The organism is Tropicimonas sp. TH_r6 (assembly GCF_033101155.1).
Classification (GTDB): Bacteria; Pseudomonadota; Alphaproteobacteria; order Rhodobacterales; family Rhodobacteraceae; genus Tropicimonas.
In genome coordinates this window covers 62,758-83,788 of record NZ_JAWMPX010000003.1, presented here as the reverse complement: position 1 = coordinate 83,788, position 21,031 = coordinate 62,758, and the positions used below count along the sequence as shown (strand labels likewise).

The 21,031-nt window shown below is 62.3% G+C and carries 21 protein-coding genes; 10 read left to right on the top strand and 11 right to left on the bottom strand.

Annotated features, from left to right (window positions below):
• Positions 1–280: 280 nt before the first annotated feature.
• The 9 genes from R3X27_RS04415 to R3X27_RS04375 all read right to left on the bottom strand — a co-directional run bounded on the left by R3X27_RS04415 (position 281) and on the right by R3X27_RS04375 (position 10,031).
• Positions 281–1,033 carry a DUF1194 domain-containing protein gene (locus tag R3X27_RS04415; RefSeq protein WP_317707619.1) on the bottom strand — a complete coding sequence of 251 codons (753 nt, stop codon included), beginning with the start codon at positions 1,031–1,033 and terminating at the stop codon, positions 281–283.
• Positions 1,020–1,448: a VOC family protein gene (locus R3X27_RS04410; protein ID WP_317707618.1), complete on the bottom strand. Its 429-nt coding sequence runs from the start codon at positions 1,446–1,448 to the stop codon at positions 1,020–1,022. Before R3X27_RS04410 ends, R3X27_RS04415 begins: the two co-directional genes overlap by 14 nt.
• Positions 1,449–1,520: 72 nt before the next feature.
• Positions 1,521–2,954 carry a surface lipoprotein assembly modifier gene (locus R3X27_RS04405; protein ID WP_317707617.1) on the bottom strand — a complete coding sequence of 478 codons (1,434 nt, stop codon included), beginning with the start codon at positions 2,952–2,954 and terminating at the stop codon, positions 1,521–1,523.
• On the bottom strand, positions 2,932–3,918 hold the full coding sequence (locus tag R3X27_RS04400) for a hypothetical protein (RefSeq protein WP_317707616.1): 987 nt from the start codon (positions 3,916–3,918) through the stop codon (positions 2,932–2,934). The genes R3X27_RS04405 and R3X27_RS04400 overlap by 23 nt, the downstream gene beginning before the upstream one ends.
• 129 nt (positions 3,919–4,047) lie before the next feature.
• On the bottom strand, positions 4,048–4,524 hold the full coding sequence (locus R3X27_RS04395) for a dihydrofolate reductase (RefSeq protein ID WP_317707615.1): 477 nt from the start codon (positions 4,522–4,524) through the stop codon (positions 4,048–4,050).
• Positions 4,524–5,357, bottom strand: coding sequence for a thymidylate synthase (locus R3X27_RS04390; RefSeq protein ID WP_317707614.1), 834 nt, complete (start codon positions 5,355–5,357; stop codon positions 4,524–4,526). The genes R3X27_RS04395 and R3X27_RS04390 overlap by 1 nt, the downstream gene beginning before the upstream one ends.
• Before the next feature lie 252 nt (positions 5,358–5,609).
• Positions 5,610–7,769, bottom strand: a complete 2,160-nt coding sequence (gene purL / locus R3X27_RS04385) for a phosphoribosylformylglycinamidine synthase subunit PurL (protein WP_317707613.1) — start codon at positions 7,767–7,769, stop codon at positions 5,610–5,612.
• Between the two features lie 137 nt (positions 7,770–7,906).
• Positions 7,907–8,707 carry a lytic murein transglycosylase gene (locus R3X27_RS04380; protein ID WP_317707612.1) on the bottom strand — a complete coding sequence of 267 codons (801 nt, stop codon included), beginning with the start codon at positions 8,705–8,707 and terminating at the stop codon, positions 7,907–7,909.
• A gap of 421 nt (positions 8,708–9,128) precedes the next feature.
• The gene (locus R3X27_RS04375) at positions 9,129–10,031 is read right to left on the bottom strand and encodes a LysR family transcriptional regulator (protein ID WP_317707611.1); all 903 of its coding nucleotides are present in this window, start codon (positions 10,029–10,031) and stop codon (positions 9,129–9,131) included.
• Between the two features lie 258 nt (positions 10,032–10,289).
• On the opposite strand from R3X27_RS04375, the gene R3X27_RS04370 reads away from it, so the two are divergent.
• The 9 genes from R3X27_RS04370 (at position 10,290) to R3X27_RS04330 (ending at position 15,771) form a co-directional block, all read left to right on the top strand.
• Complete coding sequence (locus R3X27_RS04370; RefSeq protein ID WP_317707610.1) at positions 10,290–11,195, top strand: lysophospholipid acyltransferase family protein; 906 nt, start codon at positions 10,290–10,292, stop codon at positions 11,193–11,195.
• Complete coding sequence (gene murI, locus R3X27_RS04365) at positions 11,195–12,007, top strand: glutamate racemase (protein WP_317707609.1); 813 nt, start codon at positions 11,195–11,197, stop codon at positions 12,005–12,007. Before R3X27_RS04370 ends, murI begins: the two co-directional genes overlap by 1 nt.
• A gap of 57 nt (positions 12,008–12,064) precedes the next feature.
• Complete coding sequence (gene argC, locus R3X27_RS04360; RefSeq protein WP_317707608.1) at positions 12,065–13,093, top strand: N-acetyl-gamma-glutamyl-phosphate reductase; 1,029 nt, start codon at positions 12,065–12,067, stop codon at positions 13,091–13,093.
• A gap of 43 nt (positions 13,094–13,136) precedes the next feature.
• Positions 13,137–13,592, top strand: a complete 456-nt coding sequence (gene ccmE, locus R3X27_RS04355; protein ID WP_317707825.1) for a cytochrome c maturation protein CcmE — start codon at positions 13,137–13,139, stop codon at positions 13,590–13,592.
• Between the two features lie 188 nt (positions 13,593–13,780).
• Positions 13,781–14,392 (top strand): holin-associated N-acetylmuramidase, encoded by a 612-nt coding sequence (locus R3X27_RS04350; RefSeq protein ID WP_317707607.1) that lies wholly within the window; start codon positions 13,781–13,783, stop codon positions 14,390–14,392.
• Positions 14,383–14,952, top strand: a complete 570-nt coding sequence (locus R3X27_RS04345) for a holin family protein (protein ID WP_317707606.1) — start codon at positions 14,383–14,385, stop codon at positions 14,950–14,952. The genes R3X27_RS04350 and R3X27_RS04345 overlap by 10 nt, the downstream gene beginning before the upstream one ends.
• Positions 14,939–15,133, top strand: coding sequence for a hypothetical protein (locus tag R3X27_RS04340; RefSeq protein WP_317707605.1), 195 nt, complete (start codon positions 14,939–14,941; stop codon positions 15,131–15,133). The genes R3X27_RS04345 and R3X27_RS04340 overlap by 14 nt, the downstream gene beginning before the upstream one ends.
• 15 nt (positions 15,134–15,148) lie before the next feature.
• Entirely contained in the window at positions 15,149–15,574 is a 426-nt protein-coding gene (locus R3X27_RS04335; protein ID WP_317707604.1) for a hypothetical protein, read from the top strand.
• Between the two features lie 26 nt (positions 15,575–15,600).
• Positions 15,601–15,771 (top strand): hypothetical protein, encoded by a 171-nt coding sequence (locus tag R3X27_RS04330; RefSeq protein WP_317707603.1) that lies wholly within the window; start codon positions 15,601–15,603, stop codon positions 15,769–15,771.
• Between the two features lie 69 nt (positions 15,772–15,840).
• On the opposite strand, the gene gltA is transcribed toward R3X27_RS04330, so the two are convergent.
• A complete protein-coding gene (gene gltA, locus R3X27_RS04325; RefSeq protein WP_411572459.1) occupies positions 15,841–17,133 on the bottom strand; it encodes a citrate synthase in 1,293 nt (430 codons plus the stop codon).
• A gap of 79 nt (positions 17,134–17,212) precedes the next feature.
• On the bottom strand, positions 17,213–18,631 hold the full coding sequence (gltX, locus tag R3X27_RS04320; protein ID WP_317707601.1) for a glutamate--tRNA ligase: 1,419 nt from the start codon (positions 18,629–18,631) through the stop codon (positions 17,213–17,215).
• A gap of 290 nt (positions 18,632–18,921) precedes the next feature.
• On the opposite strand from gltX, the gene R3X27_RS04315 reads away from it, so the two are divergent.
• On the top strand, positions 18,922–21,003 hold the full coding sequence (locus R3X27_RS04315; protein WP_317707600.1) for a ComEC/Rec2 family competence protein: 2,082 nt from the start codon (positions 18,922–18,924) through the stop codon (positions 21,001–21,003).
• Positions 21,004–21,031 lie beyond the last annotated feature (28 nt).

Here is a 21,031-nt window from a genome sequence, read left to right as displayed (position 1 = left end):
TTCGGCATTCGGACGACCTTCTTCAAACCGCTCGCTGGTTGGACCGGCGGGCGGTTTGCCGTTTTGGAACGGCCTTGGAGGCGGTTGACGTCGGAGGTTGTTCCCGAAGCTCTCCCAAGACGGTGAGACCGGAGGTTTCGGCGTTGGTGATTGGGGCGCGGGAAGGAGGGAGGAGGCATCTGCTGACGACAGATGAGTTGCTCAGAGAGGAATCGGTGCGATCAGGCACGTGTCGTTTCGATATGCGGGGCGCGAGGTTAGGTTTCTCGGATCGATCAGGTCAGTTTTGGAAGCGAAGTGGAGCCTGTCCAATGACGATGACCTGTAACTCCTTGAGAAGTTTTCGTTTCATTGCCTCGGCATAGTCGTCGTATCCCTCGGCGACCTCGACAAAGGCATCCGGCCCGCGCAGGACATAAGCGCGGAAATATGCCGTGAGCTCAGTTGCCTCCCGCGCCTGCGCGCCAACCGCGCCGGGACGATTCGGGCCAATGATCAGGGCGTTGACATGCAACCCCGCGAGCGCGGCGTCATCGGCGTCCTGGGGGCGTGGGCCATCATTGTTCTTTCCGTCGCCAGAAATGTCGAGAACATTGCGCGAGCAAGCAGGGGCCGCGCTCAGCCGGGTTGCGGCGAAAAGCATCGCCGCGCCCAATCCGGTACTGACAGACATCTCGCGGCGCGTGGCCCGGCGCAAGTGATCGGCGAGTGTCAGGAGGTCCGCCTCGTTCCGCATCAGTTTCCAGTCAAACACCAGGCGTTGCGATCCGCGGCCGCTCCATTCGAAGACAGAGATCGCGACCGGGATCTGCGGCATGGAAAGCAACGCGGCCTGGACCTCCGGGTCCAGAAGCGCTTGGGCCAGCCCGTCGAGTTGCAGCCGGTACTCGCTGGAATCGACCGAGCCAGAGACATCCAGCCCCAGTTGCAACGACATTCGGCAAGGGCCCTGCGCCGCAAGCGGCGACGCAGAGAGCAGGCAGGCCAAGCCGAGCAGCATGGCCAGCCGACCGAAGACCCTACCAGTGGCCAATGTTCTCCATGCTGGTCCAGGGCTCGGCGGGTTCCTTGCTCTCGCCGGCCTGCAGCAACTCCACGGAGATATTGTCCGGCGAGCGGACGAAGGCCATCCGGCCATCGCGCGGAGGCCGGTTGATGGTGACGCCATTGTCCAACAGGTTCTGGCACATGGCGTAGATATCCTCGACTTCATAGGCGAGGTGGCCAAAATGCCGGCTGTCGGAGGGCAACTCGTCATCACCATCCCAGTTCCAGGTCAACTCGACCGGGCAATCCGGCTGGTCCGGCGGCGCCATGAAGATGAGCGAGAAACGGCCCCCTTCGCTGTCGTGGCGCCGGGTCTCCTCGAGACCGAGGAGCTTGTAGAACGCCATGGATTTTTCGAGATCCTTCACCCGGACCATCGTGTGCAGATAGCTGATCTTCATTGCCGTCTTCTCCCGTAATTCGGTTGTCCGCACCCTAGCGGGATTTGCGGCGAGAGGAAATCGGCAAGCGGGTCAGAAATTCGAACGGAAGCCGAAATGGACGCCGGTATCGACCGTGTCATAACGGTCGTCAGTGGACTGGGTTTCCGCGTGGCGCAGGGTCACGGTGGGGGAGAAGCCGTAATAATCGACCTGGTCGAAAAACAGGCTCAGGCCGAGGGCGCGGCGGTGGTCGAGGCGCTCCGTGTCGCGCAAAACGATGAAGGGGCCGACCGTGTCGAGGGTCGGGAAAGCGTCGTAGAGCTTTTGCTCATAGTCGAATTCCAGGGTGGCACGGGCTTTCGCGACAGGTTTGGGCAGCGTGTAGGCGATGCCGGCGAGCTTGCGGGTGTAGTCGAGCGACCCGAGATCGGAGTGGCTGTCGCGCAGGCCGAAGGAGAGGCGCAGCCCGCCGCCATTTTCGAACTCGTGCAGCAGCGTTGCGCCGGCATGATAGGAACGTTGGGTGGCGTCATCGATGACCCGGTAGAAATGCTCACCGCCGGCCTCGATCCGCAGCAGGGTGCTCTTCGACAGGATGAAGGGGCGGCCGACGGAGGATCGGGTGTAGCGCGAATAGTCCTCGCCGCCATACCAGCCGCGCCCGTAGAGGAGCGAGAATTCCAGCGGGGTCCTCCAGTCGCCCGGCCGCCATTTGTGGCGCAGGCCGATCGCGACGGAGCTATAGGCAAAATCGTCGCCCTCGGCATCGGGGGCGATCTCTTGTGCCTCGTCGGAGAGGATGTAGCTCTCGTGGAAGAGGTGCAGGCCAACCTCGGTCTGGTGATGCTTGCCTTCGGAGAAGCGGTAGCGCGTGGTGACCCGGCCGGAATAGGAGAGCCCGGACAGCGCCCTTGCCGCCCCGTCGAGCACGACACCCTGCAACCCGCCATAGCTGATCGTATCATGGGTGGAGCCGTCATTGACGTTGGAGGTCGGTGCGAGCGAGAAGCTGAGCCGGGTGTTCCAGCGGTTGCGGCTGCGCACATACTGGAAATCGCGAATGGCGCGGGCGCGGGCTTCCTCGTTGGGGGCGTGTTCGCTGGCCATGCGCAGCCAGAGTTGCGCGCGTGTGCGGGCGCCGAGCGAGGAGAGGGCCTGGGCTCGGGCGAGGGCGGCGGCGTAGATCTCGGGATCGGTTTCGGCCAGCCGGTAGGCGGCGCGCGCCTGTTCGAGCGCCGCGTCATACTGGCCGAGATCGCGCAGGGCGCGGGAGTTGAGAACCATCGCTTCGACATCGGCGCTGTCACGCCCAAGCAAAGCGTCGGTGAGGCGTCGGGCCTGTTCGGCATTGCCGGTCTCGAGCGAGAGGACAGCCGCGTCACGCATCTCAACTGGCGAGAGGGTCACGGTCTCGGCCCACGCGGACAGGGCGCCTCCCACGGCAAGGGAGGCGCCAAGCGCGAGGCTGAGCCAGCGGCGGGCACGCAGCCCACTGCCGGGTTTATCGATAGAGAATGAAACCACCGGTCTCACGAGCAGTCACGCCTTCATAGCGGGGGTCATCCGACTCGATGACGATCACCCCAACGATTTCTTCGGCGCTGTTGCCGGAGATAACCGCGTAGTAGTTCCCGGATTCAAAGGTCTCGAGCGCGCCGCTGCTGTTGTAGTAGTAGGAGGCGAGTTCGCCGGTCAGTTCGCCATTGTCGGAGAGCACGCCTGGCCCGATTGAGAATGTAACTGTCGGAAGCGAGTCAGAGCTGCTGCCAATGGCTGTTAGGATGTCGTCGGTAACGTCGTTGCCGCTCGTGTCATAGACGCGGCGGTTGTAGACCGACCCTTGAACGGCGCTGCCGTCGTTGAAATCCTCGAAATCGATGGCGACATTCATGTCTCCGGTGACATATTCGAGATCGCCACGGCTTTTGAAGTCACGCAGGCCGGCATAGTCACCCGTATAGGACGCCTGGCCTGAGGTCGGCAAAGTGACCGAGCCGTTGCGCGCATACATGTAGCCACCGAAGCCGTAATCCACGTAGGCGCCGGTACGCACGATGGCGAATTCGGTCTGGCCGCTGGTCGAGACACCGTAGAGCGCCTTGTAGTCGGTCAACTGGCTGATCTTCTCACCGGTGACCGAGTCGTAAAACGTGTCAGAGGCTTCATACAAGGCGAAGGGGCCAAGCGAGGCGACCTGATCATCGCGGTCATAGACGTTGTCGGCGTCGAAACCGATATTGTCGACGGTGAACGTATCGTTCTCCGCATCATAGCTGACGGAGGTTACGTAGCCGTTCCCGGTGCTTTCGTCCTGTTCCTCGTAACGTATGATCGAATCCGACGCGGTTTCGGTTTCATCGTCCTCCGTTTCGGAGTCGTCGGTTTCTTCGTCGCTGCCCGGATTGTTGACCGGGTTTGTCCCGTCGCCATCTCCGCATGCCGCAAGCATGCCGAGCAGCGCTAGGAGTAGCGCCAGGTTCTTTGTCATTGGACTGCTCTGCCTCGGTTTGTTTTGTCCAAAACTGCGCAAAGGGGAGTCCGACTGTCAACTGTCAACACTCAGTGTGGAGAAAGAATGGAGGCCCTGTGACTCAAAAGCTTGATAGTAAAGGCCGGATCAGCGTCGCAGGTATTCGTGCAATGTGCAGGCCGGATCTTGGGTTCGTAGGATGGCTTGTCCGGTCTCGCGCCACTCGGCAGGGTCGAATTCCGGGAAGACCGCGTCCGCTGCGTCTATCGTTATCCCGACCTCGGTGATCATGAGGCGGTCTGCCTGTGGCAGGAGCGCTCGGTAAATCGCTTCGCCGCCGATGCCGTAGAGGCGGTGATAGCCGGCGGATCGCGCGGCGTCGATGGCGGCAGCGGGGGTGGCGAAGACATGCTCGGCCAGGGTCAGATCCGAAGAGACGACACAATTCAATCTCTTTTTCAAAGGTTTGACGGGAAGGCTTTCCCAGGTGCGTCGACCCATGATGAGCGCGCCGCCGAGCGTTTCGCGCTGGAAGTGGGCGAGATCCTCGGGCGCGAACCAGGGGATGGTGTTGTCCTTGCCGATGGCGTCGTTGCGGGCGCGGGCCGCGATCAGGGTCAGCATCAGACGGCCACCGGGGCGCGGATTGCCGGGTCCGGCTCATAGCCGATGACCTCGAAATCCTCGTATCGGAAGTCGAAGATCGAGCTCACGTCGCGTTTGAGGCGGAGGCGCGGGAGCGGTTTCGGCGTCCGGGCGAGTTGGGTTTGGACCTGTTCCATATGGTTGGAATAGATATGGGCGTCGCCGAATGTGTGGACGAAATCACCTGGCTCATAGCCGGTGACATGGGCGAGCATGGTTTGCAGCAGCGCGTAGGAGGCGATGTTGAAAGGCACGCCGAGGAACATGTCCGCGGAGCGCTGGTAGAGTTGCAGGTGGAGCTTGCCCGACAGGATACGGACCTGCCAGAGCGTGTGGCAAGGCGGCAGTGCCATATCGGGAACGTCGGCGGGGTTCCAGGCGGAGATGATGAGGCGACGGGAGTCGGGGGATTTCTTTATGGTTTCAACAAGATCCGTAATCTGATCGACCTCGCCCGCATGAAAGAGCGGACGGCCATATTTCTTCGTGCCGGTGGCTTCGAGCTTCGGGAAATGGCGCCATTGATGGCCGTAAACGGGACCGAGATCGCCGTTTTCGTCGGCCCATTCATCCCAGATCGAGACGCCGTTCTCCTTCAGGTAGCCGATATTGGTGTCGCCGGAGAGGAACCACAGAAGTTCGTGGATTATGGAACGAAGGTGGAGCTTCTTCGTCGTGACGAGAGGGAAGCCGTCCGAGAGCGGGAAGCGCAGTTGCAGGCCGAAATGGGAGATCGTGCCGGTGCCGGTTCGGTCGCTGCTTTCGTGCCCTTCGTCGAGGACGGTGCGCAGCGCGTCGTGATACTGCTTCATGTCAGCTCCCTGTGGTCCTTCCGGGCGTGACCGAATCCGCCGGTCCTCGCAGTGTTTCCCCCGCTATAGCGCGTGGACGCGCGGAACGGCAACGATGGGAGCGCGGTTCCCGCTGCTGGGGCTGGCCGGGGCAGGGGCGCCGTCACTGTGCATAGGCCGCACTGACCGTGGCAATGCGCCAGTTACAGTGCCGAATGGCAAAACCTCAGCGGGCGCGGATTGTCGAACATCCACACCCGTTTCTGGGTCGGATCAGCCGATCGCTGCTTCGAAAGCGCCGTGATAGAGCGCGGAGAGGTCCTCGAGCGGGGCCTCGGAGCCGCCCATTCGGACCGTGTCGCCAGTGAAGCGGCCAACGGTCTGAAGCGGCACACCGGCTTGTCCGGCCGCGACCATGAGGGCTTCGGCCTTGTCGAAAGAGCAGGCGATCAGGTAGCGGCCCTGGTCTTCGCCGAAGAGAGTGGGCGTGTCGGCTGCGTCGAGAATGATGCCGACGCCGGCACTTTCGGCCATCTCGAAGGCGGCGAGGGCGAGGCCGCCATCGGAGAGGTCCGTGCAGCCGTCGATCCAGTCGCGATTCTCGCGGATGAAATCACCGTTACGTTGCTCGGCGGCGAGATCGACCGCAGGTGCATCGCCATCTTCTCGGTTGAAGACCTCGTAGAGGAGGGCGGATTGACCGAGATGGCCTTCGGTTTCGCCCAGAAGCAGCAGGACATGGCCGTCGCGGGCCTCGCGGCCGATCATGTGGGAGAGGTCGTCGATCAGGCCGATGGCGCCGATGGTCGGCGTCGGCAGGATCGGCTCGCCATCGGTCTCGTTATAGAGCGAGACATTGCCTGAGACGATGGGCATGTCGAGTGCCGCGCAGGCGGCGCCGATGCCCTTGATAGCGCCGACGAACTGGCCCATGATTTCCGGCTTCTCGGGATTGCCGAAATTCATGTTGTCCGTTGTGGCCAGAGGCTTGGCGCCAACGGCGGTCAGGTTGCGATAGGCTTCGGCCACGGCCTGTTTGCCGCCCTCTTCGGGGTTCGCGCGGACATAGCGCGGGGTCACGTCGGAGGTGAAGGCGACGGCCTTGTTGGTGCCGTGGATGCGGGTGATGCCGGCGCCGGCGCCAGGGTTGCGCACCGTGTCGCCCATGACCGATTGGTCATATTGTTCGTAGACCCAGGACTTGCAGGCGTAGTTGGGCGAGCCGATCAGGGCTTTAAGCGCGTCGATGGCGTCGATTTCCGGCACGGCGTCCATGTCGGCCGCAGGCGGCGTCTCGACCCAGGGACGGTCGTATTCCGGCGAGGACCCTGCCAGTGTTGCCAGCGGAAGGTCGGCGACAAGCTTCCCCTTGTGTTCGATGAGGAAGCGGTCTTCGGGAATGGTCTCGCCGACGATTGCGAAGTCGAGTTCCCACTTCTCGAAGACGGCCTTGGCAGCGTCTTCCTTCTCGGGGCGCAGGACCATGAGCATGCGCTCCTGGCTCTCCGAGAGCATCATCTCGTAGGGAGTCATGTTTTCTTCGCGCTGCGGCACGCGGTCGAGATCGAGCTTGATGCCGAGCTTGCCCTTGTCGCCCATCTCGACAGCGGAACAGGTGAGGCCTGCCGCGCCCATGTCCTGGATCGAGATCACGGCGCCGGTCTGCATCAGCTCCAGCGTGGCTTCCATCAGGCGCTTTTCGGTGAAAGGGTCGCCGACCTGCACGGTGGGGCGCTTCTCCTCGATGGTCTCGTCGAACTCGGCCGAGGCCATGGTGGCGCCGCCGACGCCATCACGGCCGGTCTTGGCACCGAGATAGACGACGGGCATGCCGACGCCGGAGGCGGCCGAATAGAAGATCGAGTCGGTCTGGGCGAGACCGGCAGCAAAGGCGTTGACCAGGCAGTTGCCGTTATAGGCGGCGTGGAAGCGAACCTCGCCGCCGATGGTCGGCACACCGAAGCAGTTGCCATAGCCGCCGACGCCCGCGACGACGCCGGAGACGACGGATTTCGTCTTCGGGTGGTCCGGCATGCCGAAGGAGAGGGAGTTCATCGCCGCGATGGGGCGGGCGCCCATGGTGAAAACATCGCGCAGGATGCCGCCAACGCCGGTGGCCGCGCCTTGATAAGGTTCGATATAGGAGGGGTGGTTGTGGCTCTCCATCTTGAAGATGATAGCCTGCCCGTCGCCGATATCGACAATGCCGGCATTCTCACCGGGACCACAAATGACTTGTGGGCCTTCCGTGGGCAGGGTGCGCAGCCATTTCTTGGAAGATTTGTAGGAGCAGTGCTCGTTCCACATTGCCGAGAAGATGCCGAGTTCGGTGAAATTCGGATCGCGGTTCAGGATCCGCAGGATCTCTGCATATTCCTCGGGCTTCAGGCCATGGGCCTCGATGATTTCCGGCGTGATGGCTGGATCGTGCATGCTCATTCCCTCTTGTCGGCTGCGTTTTAGGCGTTGCGGACGAAAAGGGAAAGGGGGCTAAGGGAAGCGGGTCGGGGAAGGGGCGATGCCCCCTCGACGACCCTCCGTGATGCTTCCGGACAGGGAAAATGGGGCGGTCAGCTGTCGATCTGTGCGCCCATCACGGCGAGAGATTGCTGGTAGACCGTGGCCGCGTTCCATTGCTTGAGAACGTTGTAGTTATGGCTGCCCGGCTGGTAGCTCTGGCCGGGCTTCCACCCCTTGCTGCGCAGGTAATTCGCGGTGGATGCCAGCGCGTCGGCCATGTTGTTGAGGTCGACCTTGCCGTCGCCATTGCCGTCACGGCCGTATTGATAGGCATTGCCGGGCAGGAACTGGGTATGGCCGAGCTCACCATGCTTGGCGCCGATGGCGTTGGGCGACATCATGCCCCGGTCGATCATCGCCAATGCGCCGATCAGGTGCGGACGAAAGAAGTCCGGACGACGGCAGTCATAGGTGAGCGTCGCGGTGGCGTTGAGAACGTTGGAATCGCCCATGAAACGGCCGAACCCGGTTTCCATTCCGTGAATCGCAATCAGCACGCCGGCGGGGACGCCATAGGTCTTCTCGAGCGAGGCGTAGAAGCCCGCGTTCTTGGCTTTTTTCTTCTTGCCCTGGGCCACGATGGTGTTGCAACCGCGTACCTGGCAAAACTTCTCGAAGCTGTATTTGAAGCTCTTCTGGTTGCGGTCGGCGCTGATCGTGCCCTTGGAATAGGAGGTCTGCGAGAGTGCAGAGAGACCGCGCTTGGAAACGCCTGCGCGCGCTGCCTCCTTGGCGAATTCCTGTTTCCAGGCCTCGAAGCCGCTGGAATTGTTGCCGCAGGAGGCTGCGAAAGATGGTGCGGCGAGGCCAATGGCGAGCAAGGTGGAAAGAAGGAGTTTACGGGTAAGCATTGGAATCCTCCGATGAAATTACCGTCACCTTAGCGCAAGCCCCACGGATTCCAAATGCTGCTTTACCGGGGAGGCGGCGCGGTCCTCCTGCCGGTTCCACCTTTCGGGAGGGTCGGCCTGAGTATGTCACACGTCAGCCTGTCGCTTCTGGCAGGGCGGCTTGCGACCATGATTCCGTGAGATTGGACGGCGCTTCCTGCCCCTCGTCGGTTTAGGACGGACGCACGGGACTGGCGACTGTCAGCGCAAAAAAAAGGCCGAGATCAAGTCTCGGCCCAAGTCCAACAGGGAGGTAAAGACGAACGAAACCGTCCGTCGATACATTCGATTTAGAAAGCGGGGGCCGCGCTTTCAAGGCCAAAATTGCCGCGCTGCCGAATAGCAGTCATGTCTGTGTTGCATGAGCAACGAAAATCGGGGGTTAGCCCTCGTCACTGTCGCCGCGGCGCCGCGCGAGCTGGATTTCCTCAACCACGAAGTCGCGGAAGGCCGCGATACGTTTGGATTGACGCAGCTCTTCCGGATAGGCGAGGAAAACCGGCACTTCGGCGCTTTCGACCTCCGGCAGGACGCGGACCAGATTCGGATCTGTCTCGACGATGTAGTCGGGCAAGACGCCGACGCCGAGATGGTTCTGCACGCATTGCAGCACGCCGAAGTAGTTGTTCACGTTGAGACGCGAGGTCACGCCGTGGCCGAGCATCCATTGCACCATCGCCGCGCCGGCAGCGACCTGGGTCGAGGACGTGCCCTGGCAGATCAGGCGGTGGGTCTTCATGTCGTCCGGTGTGGCCGGCAGGCCGTGCTGCGCGACATAGGTCTCGGTCGCGTAGAGGCGCATGCGGACCGTCATCAGCCGCTTTCGGATCAGGTCTGCCTGAGAAGGTTCCTTCATGCGGATGGCGACATCGGCTTCGCGCATGGGCAGGTCGAGCACGCGCTCTTCGAGCATCAGATCGATATTGAGGTCCGGATAGCGACCATAGAGCTTTTCAAGGCGTGGCGCGAGCCAGAGGCAGCCGAAACCATGGGCGGTGGTCACGCGGAGTTCGCCGAAGACTTCCTCCTCCGAGTCGCGGATGCGAGCCGAGGCGGCTTCGAGCCTTTTGCTCATGCCGGAGGTGGCGTCATAGAGCAACTCGCCCTGCTCGGTCAGGATCAGGCCACGGGCGTGGCGGTGGAAGAGCGTGGTGTTCAGGCTCTCCTCGAGGGCGCGGATCTGGCGTGAGACGGCCGATTGGGACAGGTGGAGCGAATCTCCTGCATGGGTCAGACTGCCGGCGGATGCCACGGCGTGGAATATTCTCAGCTTGTCCCAGTCCATCTCTACTACCCGGTTTGTTGTTGGCGCCCTTAGACTTGAAGCGCCTTTTGGCATGCTCTGCACCGAGATCATATCCCCGTTGCAAGAAAAATCTATATGTGCCCGCGCGCCATGCGGCACGTGGGCGATTCGGCGCAGGTCCGGAACCGGCCAAAACCGTCCCCTGGCGGCCCTCCCAATCGTCGCATTGCCCTCATATATGGTGACATACCTCCCCGATCCGGGGTAAGCCGCAGGTCAATACGGGAGAAAGCCCAGATGCCCGACAGGCACGTCGCGCGCGACATCACTTATGCGAATTCCGTCCGCTCCCGTGGCGGACGTGCCGTTGTGCGGGTGCTGGAGAATGCAACCGGACGGATCGGGCTGATCCGGCGTGCCGAGGGGTACGAGCACGAGGTCGCGCAGGGCAAGGATTTCTGGGGCGTTATGGTCTCGCGCTATGGGCTGAGCCTCGACGTGATCGGCGGGGCGCTGGACAATATTCCGAAAGACGGGCCGCTGGTCGTGATCTCCAACCATCCCTATGGCATTCTGGATGGGCTGATGATGGGCTATATCCTCTCCATCGTGCGTGGAGAGTTCCGGATCCTGGCCAATAACGTGTTTCAGAGGGCCGAGGATCTCAACAAGGTGATCCTGCCGATCTCCTTTGACGACACGAAGGAAGCCGTGCGCGAAAACCTGGCCACGCGCCGCGAAGCGCTGCGGTATCTCGATGCTGGCGGAGCTATTGGCGTTTTTCCGGGTGGAACGGTGTCGACTTCGGCCAAGCTCTATACGAGGCCAATGGATCCGGGTTGGCGGAGTTTCACCGCGAAGATGGTGGCCAAATCGAACGCGACAGTGATTCCGATTTTCTTCGAAGGGCATAACAGCCGGTTGTTCCAGTTCGCCAGTCACTTGCACTCGACGCTGCGGCTGGCATTGCTGATCAAGGAGTTCCGCAAGCGGATCGACGACCCGGTGCGGGTGGTGATTGGCGAGCCGATCGCGCAGGAACGGCTTGAGGAACATGTTGGCGACCCCAAGGCAATGATGGATTTCCTGCGGTCCGAAACCTATTCACTCTCGCCGAGACCGTTGAAATCGCTGGATTACGGTTTCGAGTTCGAAGAAAAGCATCGGGATGACAAGGTCGACAAGGGAGCGCGGGTTTACTGATGGCTGTAGGTATTTTTGACAGTGGGTTGGGTGGTCTGACCGTTCTGGATGCGGTGAGCAAGCGTCTTCCTGAGATGCCCTTCGTCTATTTCGGAGACAACGCACATGCGCCTTACGGGGTGCGGGACGCGCAGGATGTTTATGAGCTGACCACCTCCGCCGTGGAGCGGATGTGGGCGGAAGGGTGCGATCTCATCATCCTGGCCTGCAACACCGCCTCGGCAGCGGCGCTGCGGCGGATGCAGGAGAGCTGGATTCCGCCGGAGAAGCGCGTGCTGGGCGTGTTCGTGCCGCTGATAGAGGCTTTGACCGAGCGTCAGTGGGGGGACAATTCGCCGCCGCGCGAGGTGGCCGTGCAGCATGTGGCGCTGTTCGCGACGCCGGCGACCGTGTCGAGCCGGGCCTTCCAGCGCGAGCTGGCCTTCCGAGCCATCGGGGTCGATGTCGAGGCGCAGGCCTGTGGCGGCGTTGTCGATGCGATCGAGGACGGAGACCTGATCCTGGCCGAGGCGCTCGTGCGGAGCCATGTTGATGCGCTCAAGCGAAAGATGCCGAATCCTGAGGCGGCGGTGCTGGGTTGTACGCACTACCCGTTGATGGAAGAGATCTTCTCGAAGGCGCTTGGGCCGGATGTGAAGGTTTTCTCGCAGGCCAATCTCGTGGCTGACTCGCTGGCGGACTATCTCGAACGGCATCCGGTGATGGCCGGACCGGGGCAGAAATCCATGTTCCTGACCACGGGCGATCCGGCCACGGTGTCCAATCGCGCGACGCAGTTCCTGCGACGAAAGATCGAGTTCGAAGCCGCGTGATTGCGGTCCGCCCCGATTCTTCTTAAGAAACCGACCACTTCATAAGCAGGTCCCGTCATGACTCATAACGTCGCCATTCTCGGGGCGTCCGGCTATACCGGCGCCGAACTTATCCGTCTGATTGCTACCCATCCGGGGCTGCGCATCGCTGCGCTTTCGGCCGACCGAAAGGCGGGGATGGAGATGGCAGCGGTCTATCCGCATCTGCGGCATCTGGACCTTCCGGTGTTGCAGCGGATAGAAGAGTTGGACTTTTCCAACATAGATCTGTGTTTCTGCGCCCTTCCGCACGCGACGAGCCAGGCGGTTATTTCCACGCTCCCTGAAGCAGTTAAAGTGGTGGACCTGAGCGCTGACTTCAGGCTGCGCGACCTCGCGGACTATGAAAAATGGTACGGAAAGCCGCATTCGGCGCCGGAGTTGCAGAAGACAGCAGTTTACGGGCTGACCGAGTTCTACCGTGACGAGATCCGGAGCGCCCGGTTGGTTGCCGGAACGGGATGTAATGCGGCAACGGGGCTGTTTTCACTGATCCCGCCGATCAAGGCCGGCGCGGTCGATCTCGACGAGATCATCATCGACATGAAGGTCGGTGTCTCGGGCGCGGGGCGCTCGCTCAAGGAGAACCTGCTGCAGGCCGAACTGGGCGAGAACTGGTATGCTTATGCCATGGGCGGCAAGCACCGGCATCTGGGCGAGTTTGACCAAGAGTTTTCCAAGGCTGCGGGCCGCAAGGTCGAGGTCCAGTTCACGCCGACGCTGGTGCCGGCGAGCCGGGGAATCCTGGCGGCTTGTTACGTTCGCGGGAAAGCGGAAGAGATCCACGCTGTGCTGTCCGCGGCCTATGCGGATGAGCCCTTTGCCCATGTCCTGCCTTTCGGCGAGGTGCCGGCGGTGAAACATGTGCGGGCGACGAATTTCGTGCATATTGGGGTCGTGGCCGAGCGGAAATCCGGTCGGGCGACGATCTATACGGTTCTGGACAACCTGGCCAAGGGTTCGGCCGGGCAGGCAGTGCAGAATGCGAACCTGATGCTTGGATATGAAGAGACGGCAGGGCTTGTGCTGTCGCCTGTCTATCCGTGATGAGTGAAGCCATTCGACGCAGGGGAGAGCGACGATGACGGGAATGAAGGGGCTGAAGAAGCGCCGGCGGGTGCAGATCATCCTGGTGGCCTTTGTGGCGCTGGCGGCCAGCACGGCGCTGATCGGCTATGCGATGCGCGACGGGATCAACTATTTCCGCGCGCCGACGGATGTGGCCGCCGCACCGCCTGAGGCGAGAGAGACCTTCCGGATCGGCGGTCTGGTGGAGGAGGGCACGCTGGTGCGTGGAGAGGGCGAGACGATCACCTTCTCCGTGACCGATGGCGGCGCCTCCGTGCCGGTTTCCTTCACCGGCGTGTTGCCGGATCTCTTTGACGAGGGGCAGGGCATGATCGGCACCGGGAATCTGGTCGAAGGGGTGTTCGTGGCGACCGAGATTCTGGCACGGCACGACGAGACCTACATGCCGAAAGAGGTTGTGGACGCGCTCAAGGAGCAGGGCGTCTATCAGCATATGGAAGAGGATAGCGGCAGCTGATACTGCCCCGGTTTTCTGACAAATACGCCGCGCATCCCTTTGGACGTGCGGCGTTTTTTTGTTTGTGCGGGTCCTGCGAGCCTCATGCGCGCGGCCCTGCGCGGCGTTCGGCGCGCGCTATGGTTTACTCTTCTTAAACTCTTTGGAGGAGCTTCGAAGGCATCAATTTTCGCCGGGGAACAGGCTCCATGAAAGACATTGAGGCAATCGCACATGAAATCGTCGCCCGCGAGGGCGGATATGTAAATGATCCGGACGATCCGGGAGGCGCCACGAAATATGGCGTGACCATCGGGACCATGCGCAGGCTTGGGCTCGATCTCGACGGGGACGGGCGCGTGACCGTCAATGACGTCCGCAAACTGGATCGCAAGACGGCCGAGAAGATCTTTATCGAGCATTACTTTCAACGCCCGCGCATCGCGGAGCTTCCCGACTGCCTGCATTCGAGCGTTTTCGACATGTATGTCAACGCAGGTTCCAACGCGGTGAAGATCCTGCAGCGGCTTCTGGTGCAGATGGGAGAGGAGGTTTCGGTCGATGGTGCCATCGGTCCGCAAACCATTGCGGCAGCCGGGCGGGCAGCGCAGAAAGCGCCGGACCACCTGGCTGATGCCTACGGCATCGAACGTCGGAGCTATTACTACGCGCTAGCCGATCGTCGTCCGAAGAGCCGGAAATATGCCCGCCGTCGCGATGGCGGCAAAGGCGGCTGGATCAAGCGGGCCGAGGAGTTCATCTCTCCGCGTTTCCATCTGTCCCCGGCGCAGCACCAGTCGAGGATCGCGGCATGGGGGTGATCGAAAACATCCTGACGACCGTGTTCGGCAACGGCCGGAACGTTGTCGCCCAGACGGTCGAAGTGTTTCGCGAGAACAGCGAGAACGGGGCGGCGCGCGAGGCGGCGCTGTCCCAGGCCGCACTGGCCCAGTTCGCCGCCGAATTCGCGCTGGAGCGGCAATCGACCTTCGATGCATTGATAGACGGGCTCAATCGGATTCCGCGCCCCGCAATGGCGCTCGGGACGCTGGGGCTCTTCGTGTCGGCCATGGTGGATCCGATCTGGTTTGCCTCCCGGATGCAGGGCATCGCGCTGGTGCCGGAGCCACTCTGGTGGCTGTTGGGGGCAATCGTCGGATTCTATTTTGGGGCGCGTCATCAGGCGAAGGGGCAGGCATTTCAACGCTCTATCGCCTCGACGCTGGCCCGTGCCGGGCAGGTGACCGAGGGCATCGCTGCGCTCCAGGCACTGCAGGCCGGTTCGAGCGGGGAGGCGACGCAGATCGCGGCGCCAGATGTTGTCGAGGGCGAGGTTCAGGAGAACGCAGCCCTTGCGGAGTGGAAGAATGCCGGTCGCTGACAGTTTCTGGATCGCGCTGATCACCGAACATGGGCCATGGGTGCTCCTGGTCTTCTACCTGCTGTTCCGCGACCATCAGAAGGACGATGCGACCCGGACCATCCTGAACCGCAACACCGAGATCATCGTGGAGATCACCACGCTGATCCGCGAACGTCTGCCGCGCGACCGCGTGAGTTGAGAGGAGACCAGGGACGTGAAACAGGCCCTTTCTATCTTTGTCATTACCCTTGCCGGGACGCACACATCTTTCCTGCTGCAAGGTTATCTCGACACATCGGAAATCCTTTACGGCGCGTTGACGATCATGGCGCTGATGATTTCGGCGATCTTCCTCTGGCTCTGGGGAATGCGGATGTCGCCGCTGTCCCTGGGAATGGCATTCTCCTGGGCAGGGTCGGCCTTGGTCATGGGGTGGTGGTGGCTTTCGGCGCAACTCGGGAGGCCAGCCTGGATGAGTGAGAACGAGGTTCTATTGCTCGTCATGGGGCTGATGATGACCGGTGCTGTCCTGCATTTCGAGGTTCTAGAGACCTCATTTGGCTATCGTCGTGGCGCGTTTCTTGTCCCGGTGGCCGGGGCGCTTCTGCTCTCGACGCTGCTTCTCGTGCTGGTGAGGTAAACACCGTGGCGTGGTCAGAAGAAAGCATGTGTTTCGGACGCGCAATGGCCGCGCTCTGGCGTCTGGCGCAAAAGAGTATGCGGGGTGTGCGCAAATTGTTGCTGGGGCGGCGTTTCATCCACTCGTTGGAGAGGAACCAGGAGGCAGCCGATCACCTCGACACAGCGCTCAAGGAGATCTTTGAGCAACAGGGCTGACAGGTAGCGACCGCAGGAAAAAAAGGCCGGGGACATCCCCGGCCTTTTGCTGTTTCGTGCTTGCGGCGTTTATCCGCGTTCGTCCACCGGCACGTAGTCGCGATAGGCGGCGCCGGTATAGAGCTGGCGCGGGCGACCGATCTTGTGCTCCGGGTCGGACAGCTGCTCGTGCCATTGGGAGATCCAGCCGACGGTGCGCGAGAGCGCGAAGATCGGTGTGAACATCGAGGTCGGGAAGCCCATCGCTTCGAGGATGATGCCCGAGTAGAAGTCGACATTCGGGAAGAGCTTCTTGTCGGCGAAATACGGATCGGCGATGGCCTGCTTCTCCAGTTCCTTGGCGACCTGCAGCGTCGGGTTGTTCTCGACGCCGAGCAGCTCCAGAACTTCGTCGGCGGACTGCTTCATCACTGTCGCGCGCGGGTCGAAGTTCTTGTAGACCCGGTGGCCGAAACCCATCAGGCGGAACGGGTCGTTCTTGTCCTTGGCACGGGCGATGAATTCGGGGATCCGGTCGACGGACCCGATTTCCCGCAGCATCTCGAGGCAGGCCTGGTTGGCGCCACCGTGAGCCGGGCCCCAGAGACAGGCCGCGCCCGCCGCGATACAGGCGAACGGGTTGGCACCCGAAGAGGAGGCGAGGCGCACCGTCGAGGTCGAGGCGTTCTGCTCGTGATCCGCATGCAGCGTGAAGATGCGGTCCATGGCACGGGACAGGATCGGATCGACCTCATAGGGCTCAGCCGGGACCGAGAAGCACATGTTGAGGAAGTTCGAGGCGTAGTCGAGCTCGTTCTTCGGATACACGAAGGGCTGACCGATCGAGTATTTGTAGGCCCAGGCCACGAGCGTCGGCATCTTGGCGATCAGGCGGATCGAGGCGACCTCGCGCTGCCAGGGATCGGTGATGTCGGTGGAGTCGTGATAGAAGGCCGACATGGCGCCGAGCACGCCGACGATGATCGCCATCGGGTGGGCGTCGCGACGGAAACCGCGATAGAAGAAGGTCATCTGGTCGTGCAACATCGTGTGACGCGTCACGCGGCCTTCGAAATCCTCCATCTGTGCACGGGTCGGCAATTCCCCGTAAAGCAGCAGGTAGCAGACTTCGAGATAGTGGCTGTCACCGGCCAGTTGGTCGATCGGATAGCCGCGATGCAGCAGCTCGCCCTTGTCGCCATCGATGAAGGTAATGGTGGATTCACAAGCGGAGGTCGAGGTGAAGCCCGGATCATGGGTGAACACGTCGCCCTGGGAATAAAGCTTGCGGATGTCGAGCACGTCCGGGCCCAGGGTGGGCGAATGGATCGGCAGTTCGAGCGTCTTGTCGTCGAACGTCAGCGTCGCTTTTCTGTCAGTCATTTTGGGCATCCCCTCTCTGTCGTCATCCGGCTCGGGAGTGGACCCGGCTGGCTTTGAATTCTCTTCGCGGGCCGGTGGATCACTCCTCCGTCTGGCCCGCGGCATCGTCAATTCGGTCAAGTGTCTCCTCCCGACCGATTACGAGCATCATGTCGAAGACACTCGGTGTCACCGTCCGCCCCGCAAGGGCGGCGCGCAAGGGCTGGGCGATCTTGCCGAGCTTGAGCTCTTTGCCCTCAGCGAACCCGGCGACAGCTTCCTCCAGCCCGTCGCGGGACCAGCTAGCATTTTGCAGGTGCGGCGTCAATTCATTCAGTATACCACGGGATACCGGATCGAGCGCCTTTGTCGATTTTGCGTCAGGCTCAAAAGGCCGATCTCCGAGAATGAAGTGCGCCTTTTCAAGGAGTTCACCGAAAGTCTTAGCGCGCTCCTTGAGGCAATACATTCCGCGAGACAGCCCGTCTTTCTTTTTTTCGGTGAGAGATTCGGCTCCAATGGCGTCCAGAAACGCCAGGATTTCGGCCAACAATCCAGAATCTTCTGCAGCTGCAATATGCTGTCCGCAGAGATTCTCCAGCTTCTTGAAATCGAACCGGGCAGCGGATTTGTTGATTCCATTGAAGTCGAACCAGTCGCGCGCCTGTGCGTCGGTGAAAAACTCGTCATCGCCGTGGCTCCAGCCAAGCCGCGTGAGGTAGTTGCGCATGCCCGCGGCCGGGTAGCCCATCTTCTGGTATTCCTCGACGCCTGTCGCGCCGTGACGCTTGGAAAGCTTCTTGCCATCCGGGCCGAGGATCAGGGGGATATGGGCATAGACCGGCAGCTCCCAGCCCATCGCGCGGTAGATCAGCGACTGGCGGGCAGCATTGGCGAGGTGGTCGTCGCCGCGAATGACATGGGTGACGCCCATATCGACATCGTCGACCACAACGGCGAGCATATAGGTCGGTGTGCCATCCGAACGAAGCAGGATCATGTCGTCGAGTTCGGAGTTCCGGAAGGTGACCTCGCCCTGGACCTGGTCATCGATCACCGTCTCGCCATCGCGCGGGGCCTTGATCCGCACGACATAAGGCGCGTCAGGGAAACTGGTCGGGTCAGCATCGCGCCACGGTGAGCGGAAGAGGGTGGACTTGCCTTCGGCTCGGGCCGCATCGCGGAAGGTCGCGATCTCTTCCTGTGTCGAGAAGCACTTATAGGCGCCGCCGTTTTCGAGCAATTGCCTGGCCACATCCGCGTGGCGCTCGACGCGGTCGAACTGGCTGACGGCTTCGCCATCCCAATCCAGTCCGAGCCATTTCATGCCAGCCAGAATGGCGTCGGTGGCCTCCGGGGTGGAGCGCTCGCGGTCGGTATCCTCGATGCGCAGCAGGAATTTACCACCGCGGCCTCGGGCATAGAGCCAGTTGAACAGAGCCGTTCGCGCGGTCCCGATATGCATGAAGCCAGTGGGAGAGGGGGCGATGCGGGTGACAACCTGTCCGGAGTCGGCCATGAGGATCTGCCTTTCAATCTATGCTGGGCTTGGCGGGATGGGCCATGCGGCCCGGTCGGATCGACTCCGCCCCCGCCCGAAGTCTTCGTTTCGCTCGGATATATGGCAGCGCTTGGGGGAAGGGAAGCCAAAGGCGGGTTTCGCTGCACGCGACGGACCGACGAGAAGTCCTGTCACAAGAACCGCTCTTCGGGTGTCGCTGAGCTGGATCCGCGCCGAACGACAAAACCAGACGGCTTCCACGGCTGGATTAACCCTTTCCTAACCATGTTTAACCTAGCGTCGCCCTGATGTATGCCGATCCTCTGGACGCGGCTGTCCCAAGCCGCAAGGTGACCCTGCCGGGGCCGCTTCGCGCAGCGCTTCTGGCGCAGCGCGGTCACCTGCTGTCCTGGGTGCCCATCAGCCTGGCCCTCGGCATCGGTGTCTGGTTCTCCCTGCCGGTTGAGCCTGGCGCGGCTTACTATGCGGCCTGTGGAACATCCGCGCTGGTGCTGGCGGCGCTGGGCCTACGGGCGGGTGAGGCCGTGGCACCACTTCTCTGGATGATGGTCATGGTTCTCTGCGGCGCCATGTTGGCTGGTGCGCGCGCCCATTCGGTCGCCGAGCCGGTGCTCGGCTTCCGATATTACGGTGCGATCCAGGGGCGGGTCGTGGATATCGACCGTTCCAGTTCCGACAAGATGCGGCTGACACTCGACCGCGTCGTGCTTGAGGACATGCGCCCCGAACGGACACCGGCGCGAGTGCGTGTTTCGCTGCATGGGGACCAGGGCTACACGCGCCCCGAACCCGGCCTGACCGTGATCCTGTCCGGCCATCTCTCGCCCCCCAACGGACCGGTCGAGCCCGGCGGCTTCGACTTCCGGCGCATGGCATGGTTCCAGGGGCTCGGTGCGGTGGGGTATACTCGCACGCCGGTTCTGACGCTCGCACGGGCCGAGGAGGGCCAGACGGGACTGGCCATCTTCCGCGTCCGCGTCGCGCTTAGTCAGTGGGTCCGGGACCGGGTTCCCGGGCGGGCAGGGGCCTTCGCCGCCGCAATCCTGACTGGTGACCGTTCGGCCATGCCGCGCGAGGCAGTTGAAGCGCTGCGCAATTCCAATCTCGCGCATCTGCTTGCAATTTCCGGCCTGCATATGGGACTCCTGACGGGGTCGGTCTTCGCCTTCCTGCGCGGGGCAATGGCGCTCATGCCATGGTTTGCCCTTCGCTATCCGATCAAGAAATTCGCGGCTACCGGTGCTCTGCTCGTGGGCGCTGGCTACCTGGCGCTCTCCGGCGGGGCGGTCTCGACGGAACGGGCCTTCATCATGGTCTCGGTCATGCTCTGTGCGGTGCTGCTGGAGCGGAGGGCGATCTCGTTGCGCTCGGTCGCCGTGGCCGCGACGATCATCCTGTTGCGCGCGCCCGAGGCGCTGTTCAGCGCCGGCTTCCAGATGTCCTTTGCTGCCACAACCGGGCTGGTCGCCGCCTTTGGCCTGATCCGGGACAATCGCGACCGCCTGCCGCGTCCGCCGCGGTGGCTGGGACCGGTGATCGCTGTGGTTATCTCCTCCGTTGTGGCCGGCGCGGCGACGGCGCCCTTCGGCGCAGCCCATTTCAACCGGATCGCTGATTACGGGCTGATTGCCAATCTCCTCTCCGTGCCACTCATGGGCGCACTGGTCATGCCGGCGGCGGTTGCGGCGGCGGTGCTCTGGCCGCTGGGGCTGTCCTTCCTGCCGCTCTGGGTGATGCGATGGGGGCTGGAATGGATCCTGCTTGTGGCCGAAACGGTCGCCGGTCTCGACGGCGCGGTGACACATGTCGTCGCTCCGGGGCCGCTTGTCCTGCCGCTCCTCAGCTTCGGTTTTCTGTTTCTGATCTGTTGGCAGGGGCGCGGCCGCCTGTTCGGCACGCCCCTGATGCTCGCGGCCCTGTTGCTCTGGAGTCAGGCCGAGCGCCCGCCGATCCTCATCGCCCAAAGCGGCGGTCTGGTGGGCGTGCTTGGCCCTGAGGGACGCGCCCTTTCCAAGCCGCGGGGCGACGGGTTTGCCGCGGACAATTGGCTGGAGAATGACGGCGATGGCGCCGATCAGGAAAGTGCCGCGGCTCGCCCCGGCTTTGACGGTCCAAAGGGACAGCGTTCTGCGCAGAGCGGCGAAGTTACGCTTCGCCACCTGACCGGCAAGAAAGGCGCGGAGAGCTTTGACGGAACCTGCCGTGCGGATGTCATCATCGCCAACAAGGAATTGCCGCCAAGCGCCTGTCAGACTTTCGACCTGCTGACGCTCCGGAGAACCGGTTCCGTCGCAATCTGGAACGAGGCAGTGCCGCCACGGATTGTCACCAGCGCAGAGATTGCCGGGGACCGTCTCTGGACCCGCTGACGTCGAAGTATAGACCTATCCACCGGAC